Annotated in this window: 5 protein-coding genes and 1 pseudogene; 2 read left to right on the forward strand and 4 right to left on the reverse strand. The window is 62.9% G+C overall.

The features are described from left to right. Positions 1–12 precede the first annotated feature (12 nt). Entirely contained in the window at positions 13–2,412 is a 2,400-nt protein-coding gene (locus tag BLX41_RS21355) for a PAS domain-containing sensor histidine kinase (protein ID WP_123726495.1), read from the reverse strand. Positions 2,413–2,486: 74 nt separating this feature from the next. On the opposite strand from BLX41_RS21355, the gene BLX41_RS21360 reads away from it, so the two are divergent. Next, entirely contained in the window at positions 2,487–3,476 is a 990-nt protein-coding gene (locus BLX41_RS21360; protein WP_123726496.1) for an alpha/beta hydrolase family protein, read from the forward strand. Between the two features lie 49 nt (positions 3,477–3,525). On the opposite strand, the gene BLX41_RS21365 is transcribed toward BLX41_RS21360, so the two are convergent. The 3 genes from BLX41_RS21365 to BLX41_RS21375 are packed head-to-tail and all read right to left on the reverse strand — an operon-like array spanning position 3,526 to position 5,991. Continuing rightward, the gene (locus BLX41_RS21365) at positions 3,526–4,293 is read right to left on the reverse strand and encodes a TerB family tellurite resistance protein (RefSeq protein WP_102881037.1); all 768 of its coding nucleotides are present in this window, start codon (positions 4,291–4,293) and stop codon (positions 3,526–3,528) included. Between the two features lies 1 nt (position 4,294). Then, a complete protein-coding gene (gene murU, locus BLX41_RS21370) occupies positions 4,295–4,969 on the reverse strand; it encodes an N-acetylmuramate alpha-1-phosphate uridylyltransferase MurU (protein ID WP_123726497.1) in 675 nt (224 codons plus the stop codon). Next, positions 4,966–5,991, reverse strand: a complete 1,026-nt coding sequence (locus tag BLX41_RS21375; protein WP_123726498.1) for an aminoglycoside phosphotransferase family protein — start codon at positions 5,989–5,991, stop codon at positions 4,966–4,968. The genes murU and BLX41_RS21375 overlap by 4 nt, the downstream gene beginning before the upstream one ends. 130 nt (positions 5,992–6,121) lie before the next feature. On the opposite strand from BLX41_RS21375, the pseudogene BLX41_RS37435 reads away from it, so the two are divergent. After that, positions 6,122–6,212, forward strand: a pseudogene (locus BLX41_RS37435) (hypothetical protein); the annotation flags it as partial.

The raw sequence follows: 6,212 nt of genomic DNA on the forward strand, positions 1-6,212 counted from the left end.
CGCGTCTCCTCGTTATTGTTCTCGGTCCAGGGGCACCCGGACACTCAGGATGGTGCCCTCTCCCTTTTCACTGTGCAGCGACAGGCTGCCGCCCATGATCAGCACCCGCTCGCGCATGCCCACCAGGCCAAAGGACGTCGGGCGTGCAGAGGCGGTATCGAAACCAAGACCGTCATCGCTGATGGTCATGCACAACTCATCCTCTTCCTGGGCCAGGGTGAGTTCCACAGTATGCGCCTGGGCATGGCGCATGACATTGGTCAGGGCCTCCTGGAGGATACGGAACAGGCCGACGGCCTTGGCGTCGCTCAGCCGCGGCAGGTTATCCGGCACTTGAACCAGGCAGGGGATCTGTGTGCGTGCCTCGAACCGCCGGGCCTGCCATTCGATGGCCGACGCGATGCCCGCATCGAGGATCGGCGGCCGCAGGGCAGTGGCCACATCGCGCACCAGTTGGAACAGTTGGGCGATCAGGCGCTTCATGCTGTTGAGTCGTTCGTGCAGGCCCGGGTCGAGTTGGGCATAGGCCAGTTCGCACATGGAGGTTTCCAGCTTGAGCACGGTGAGCATCTGCCCCAGCTCGTCATGGACTTCCCGGGCAATGCGAGCCTTTTCTTCTTCGCGCACGCTTTCCAGGTGCGCCGACAATTCCCTTAGCTGTTCACGGGAGCTGGCCAGCTCCAGCTCGATGCGCTTGCTCTCGCTGATGTCCCAGACAATACCGTCCCAGACAAAAGCACCGTCATCCAGGCGGCGGGTAATAGCCTTGATCTCAGCCCAGCGCTGCTGCCCCTGGCGGGTCAGGATACGACCCTGCCAGGACCAGTCGCTATCGGTGTCCAGGGCCTGGTCCTGGGTCTGGTGATAGCTGGCCTTGTCGTCGGGGTGCACCAGGCTGCGCAAGCCTGTGTCCCGGTGGGCAAGTGTCGCCGGCGAGTAGCCCACCAGGGTTTCACTGCCTTCACTGATATAGGCGAAATCGATCTGCCCAGTGACCGGCGCCCGCTCCAGGCGGAACACCAGACCCGGGACGTTGGCGGCGATGCCCTGCAGGCGTGCCTCGCTTTCCCGCAGGGCCGCCAGCGCCCGGCGTCGCTCGGTGACGTCATTGAGGTAGACCACCAGGTATTCACTGTCGCGAAAACGCAGGAAGCTCAAGGACACGTCCGCCGGAAGGATGCTGCCGTCGGCACGCACGCACTGGGTCTCGAAACTCTGCGCGCCTTCCTCACTGGCCCGGGCACGCTTCCACAGGTTGAGCCAGCGGTCCATGTGCAGGTTGGGTTCGAAATCGATCAGCGGGCGGTCGATCACTCCGCCTGCCGGGTAACCGAGCATTTCTTCAGCGGCCCGGTTGGCATAGCGAACATGGCTGTCCCAGTTGACCCAGAGAATTCCCACGGTGCTCTGATCAATGGAAAATTGGGTCAGGCGCAAGGCCTCTTCGCTGGCAGCGCGCAGGGCGATATCCTCCCGCGCCGCCAATAACCGCTGTTCCAGATTGCGTTGCTGACGACGCTGCCAGAAGACAATCGCCAAGCTGGCCAGCAACAGGATCATCAGCAGCAGGCTGAGGTTCTGCCAGACGCCGGGCGATTCTCCCAGGCGCGGGTACTTGGGCTGCAGCCAACGACTGTGCAGTTGTTCCAGCTCCTTGGCCGGGATCGCGTGCAGGGCGGTTTCTACGATACTGGCCAGCTCCGGCCAGTCACGACGGGTCGCTACCCGTAACAGCTGCGGCAGGCCGATATCCCCCACCACCGCCAACCCGGAAAACTCTGCCTCCGCCGACAGGCGACTGAGCTGGGCTTCATCCACTACCGCATAGCGGGCTTGCTGGCTCAGCAGCAATTGCAGGGCCTGGCGCTCCAGGGGAACACCTTGCAGATTCAGGTTGGGGTAGGTCAGGCGCAGGTAGTCGGCCACCGCGCTGGGCATGCGCACCGCGACCCGGGCCTGGCTGTCGAGCTTCTCCAGCTCCACGGCCCCCGCGCCCTTGCGCTCCCCCACCACCAACTGCGGCACACGCATATAAGGGTCGCTGAACAGCCACAGCCTCAGGCCCGCGGGGGTCTGGGTCAGGCCGGGGGCCATGTCCACTTCACCGTCGCGCAGGGCTCTTTCCAGCTGTGCCTGATCGGGAAAATTGCGCCAGCTGAGTTCGATCTTCAGCGCCTGGGCCAAGGCCTGCATCAGTTCGACGTTAGCCCCGGACAGACGTTGCAGGCGCCGGTCGTATTGGGCGAACGGTGCCTGCAGTACCAGCCCCACCCGCAACTGCGGGTGCTGTTCAAGCCACTGGCGCTGCTCCTGACTCAAAGGCGCGGTGGGCACGTGGGACGGCGGCGCCGCCCTGCCTATCAAGGGAAGACACAGGCAGCCGATAAGCAGAAGGCAGCGAAAAAGCATCATCTGAAGTCTCACACCCTGACAAATACTGACCAACCCATTAGGCTGCCGGAATTACTTCTGGCCTGGAATATCCGATGCCCCTTGTCCACCGCTCGGCACTGCCTGCATTGTGCCTGTCGCTGATCCTGCCTTGGACCTTTTCTGCGGAAGCCGCCGACCCGGCCCCGGAAACCAAGAGCCCCGAGGAACAACCGGCGCAACGCCAAACCCTGCCTGAACGCAGCCAGGAAGATGCCAGCGCCCTGGAGCGTCAGTTGCCTGCTCAGGAGCAACAGCAGTTGCAAGCCGCTGGTGATACCTTCCTGGCCCTGTGGAAGCCGGCCAACACCAGCGAACCCAAGGGCGTGGTGATTATCCTCCCGGGCGCTGGCGAAAGCGCCGACTGGCCGCAAGCCGTGGCCCCACTGCGCAACAAGCTGCCGGATGCTGACTGGGGCAGTCTGAGCCTGACCCTGCCGGACATGCTCAGCGACGCGGCACAACCGCGGATCGTCGAGGCAGCGCCGCCGCCAGCGGACACCAGCAATACCGCCAAGGACGCCAGCGCCGAGGCCAAGCCCATCGAGCAAGCCGCTGGCGGCGAAGCCGACGTGGCGGACCGCGCAGTCGCAGAAAGCACCGAAGAGCAGGTCAAGGCCGATGCCGAGCGCATCTTCACCCGGATCGATGCAGCCCTGGCCTTCGCCGAACAGCAGAATGCCCGCAGTATCGTGCTCCTGGGCCATGGCACTGGCGCCTACTGGGCCGCACGCTACCTGAGCGAAAAACAGCCCTCTCAGGTACAGAAACTGGTGATGGTGGCCGCCCAGACACCCGCCAATGGCAAGCCACCATTGGCAGAGTTGACACCGACCTTGAAGCTGGCAACCGCAGACTTCTTCTATGTCGACAAGAGCGCCGCGCAGAAAGCGGCACTGGAACGACTGCAAGCCAGCAAGCGCCTGAAGCATTCGAACTTCAGTCAGACCCCCCTGAAAGCCTTGCCCGGCAATCATGCTGCCCAGCAAGAACAGCTGTTCCGCCGGGTACGTGGCTGGTTGAATCCGCAGAACACCGACAGCTGAAGAGCTCGAGCCGCCGCTGCCTGACTGGCAATGGCGGCCCGACCAGGCCTCAGCGGAAATCCCGGCGCTCGCGTATCAGAGCATAGGCGCTGTGCAATTCACGGGTAGTCTCCGTCGCCTCCCGCACCTGGGCCGCACTGGCACCACTGCCAGCGATCTTGTCCGGGTGATGACGGCTAAGCAGGCGGCGATAGGCGCGCTTGATCTGCGCCGGTTCAGCGGTGGCCGCAACCCCCAACAGGCGCAGCGCTTCCTGATAGGTCAGGGCCCCCTCGGCCAGCGACCTTCGCGCCGGGCCATACTCCTGTGCCAGTGCCTGGATCTGTTCCGTGGTCCAGCCCAGCCATTTGCCCCAGAGCTGGATCAGTTCGCGCTCCGCCGGGCCCACCCGGCCATCGGCCCAGACCATTCGCCAGCAGGCGCGCAGTACACCTTCCGCGGCATGGGGCTGGGCGCTCAGGCGCCGCAGATAACCGCGCAGACGGTCATTGCCCGATTTGCCTCGATTGAAGGCTGCAATGGCTCGGCGCTGGGCTGAGTCGTTCATGTCCAGCGAACGCATTTCCTGACGCGCCTGCTGGATATGCCCATCCACCACCCGGCCATCACTTTTAGCCAAGCGCCCCAGCAACACGAACAGCAGTTCATCGTTGCGCAACGCCGGGCGACCGCCCAGACGCTCACGTACATGCGCCCAGCTGTGCAGTTGCAGACGCCGGTCCAGAGCCTGTCCCAACAACGCACCAAGCATGGCCCCCGGAATGCTGGCAATTGCAAAACCCGCTCCGGCTCCGATCAGAGTCCCTGGCCACCACATATCAGCGCCTCGCTTGCAGCAGGGCTTCGACCTGCGCCAGACGCTCGACCGTACCCACGTCGATCCATTGTCCCTGCATATGCTCGCCGCTGACCTGTTCCCGGGCCATGGCCTCGCGCAACAGCGGCGCCAGTTTGAAGGGGCCCGGCACACACTCCTGGAACAAATTCGGGTGCAGGACCGAAATACCACTGAAGGTCAGGGCTGCAGCTCCGGGTCGGGCATCGTGCAACATCCCGTCCTGCAGGCAGAAATCGCCACCACTGGGATGGTGCGCCGGGTTATCCACCATCACCAAGTGAGCCAGTCCAGCGAGGGGCCGACGCAAGGAGGCGAAGTCGTAGTCGGTCCAGATATCGCCATTGACCACCAGAAACGGCTCATCCCCCAACAAGGGCAAGGCTTTGAAAATACCGCCGGCGGTTTCCAGAGGCTCGCTTTCCGCCGAGTACTGAATGTTCAGGCCCCAGCGTTGACCGTCGCCAAGGGCATCCTCGATCTGCTGGCCAAGCCAGGCATGGTTGATCACGATGTCGCAAAAGCCCGCCTTGGCCAGCGCCACCAGGTGGTATTCGATCAGGGGCATGCCGGCTACAGGCAACAGCGGCTTGGGGGTGGTCAGGGTCAGGGGGCGCATGCGCTCGCCCTTGCCGGCGGCCAGAATCATTGCCTTCATGCATTGGCTCCCGCTGGCTGGCGCAGGCTGAGCAGCAGTTGCGAAAGCTCGGCCAATTCGGGACGACGGGCCAGCACTGCTTCTATATAGGCAAAGAACCGTGGCACGTCGGCCAGGTAACGAGGCTTGCCGTCGCGGTGGCATATCCGCGAGAAGATGCCGATCACCTTGAGGTGACGCTGTACGCCCATCAGGTCACTGGCCCGGAGGAACTCCTCGAAGTCTTCCTGGACGGGGATCCCCAGCGCTCGGGCCTGGTGCCAGTAACCCTCCAGCCAGCCACGCACACGGGGCTGCGGCCAACTGAGGAAGGCATCCTTGAACAGGCAGGTCACGTCATAGGTCACTGGGCCGTAGACCGCATCCTGAAAGTCCAGCACCCCAGGATTCGGCTCGCTGAGCATCAGGTTGCGTGGCATATAGTCGCGATGCACCAGCACCTTGGGTTGCGCCAGGGCGCTGTCGATTAGCAGGTCACTGACCCGCTGCCACTGTTCGCGCTGCTGCGCGCTGAGCGTGACACCCAGTTCACGTCCGACGTACCACTCAGGAAACAGCTCCAGTTCACGGCGCAGCAGAGCGACATCGTAGCTGGGCAGTGGCGCATCCATCGGTAACTGTTGAAACGCCAGCAGGGCCTGCAGTGCATCCTCGAAAAGTGCATCGGCATTGCTTTCGTCGATCACATCGAGATAGGTCTTGTTGCCCAGGTCGTTGAGCAATAAAAAGCCCCGGACCAAGTCCTGGGCATAAATTTTCGGCACGTTGATGCCGGAAGTCGCCAGCAATTGGGCGATATCCACGAAGGGTTTGCAGTTTTCCTGGGGTGGCGGAGCATCCATGACCACGAAGCTGCGGCCTGCACCCTGCCAACGGAAATAACGGCGGAAACTCGCGTCACTGCTGGCCGCGGTCAATGTTGCCGGGGGTACTTCGCCCCAGCCTTGTGCTGCATAAACAATCGCCAACTGCTCATCGAGCCAAACTTTCAGGTGTTGCAAGCGTACATCTTGGTCAGGCATTACAAGGGTCTCCGACGGCGCTAGCCGTCAAGCGGGTCATGCTTTATTATCCAGCATCTTTTTCAGACCATCGAGAGGCGTGCGGCCCACACCGCGGGCAGATGGCACGCAGGAAGCCCGGACTAATAAGATGGCATTGAAATCCCCCGCGTTTCGTAAAAAATTTCCGTTGCTGGTTACCGGCGGTTTGCTGGCCCTGCAACCTCTAGCCACTTCCTTCG

It is taken from the genome of Pseudomonas protegens, from assembly GCF_003732485.1.
Lineage (GTDB): Bacteria > Pseudomonadota > Gammaproteobacteria > Pseudomonadales > Pseudomonadaceae > Aquipseudomonas > Aquipseudomonas protegens_B.

Excerpts from the sequence above, each read along its gene's own strand:
- BLX41_RS21355 (WP_123726495.1), bottom strand. The coding sequence starts at position 2,412 with ATGATGCTTTTTCGCTGCCTTCTGCTTATCGGCTGCCTGTGTCTTCCC.
- BLX41_RS21360 (WP_123726496.1), top strand. The coding sequence starts at position 2,487 with ATGCCCCTTGTCCACCGCTCGGCACTGCCTGCATTGTGCCTGTCGCTG.
- BLX41_RS21365 (WP_102881037.1), bottom strand. The coding sequence starts at position 4,293 with ATGTGGTGGCCAGGGACTCTGATCGGAGCCGGAGCGGGTTTTGCAATT.
- murU (WP_123726497.1), bottom strand. The coding sequence starts at position 4,969 with ATGAAGGCAATGATTCTGGCCGCCGGCAAGGGCGAGCGCATGCGCCCC.
- BLX41_RS21375 (WP_123726498.1), bottom strand. The coding sequence starts at position 5,991 with ATGCCTGACCAAGATGTACGCTTGCAACACCTGAAAGTTTGGCTCGAT.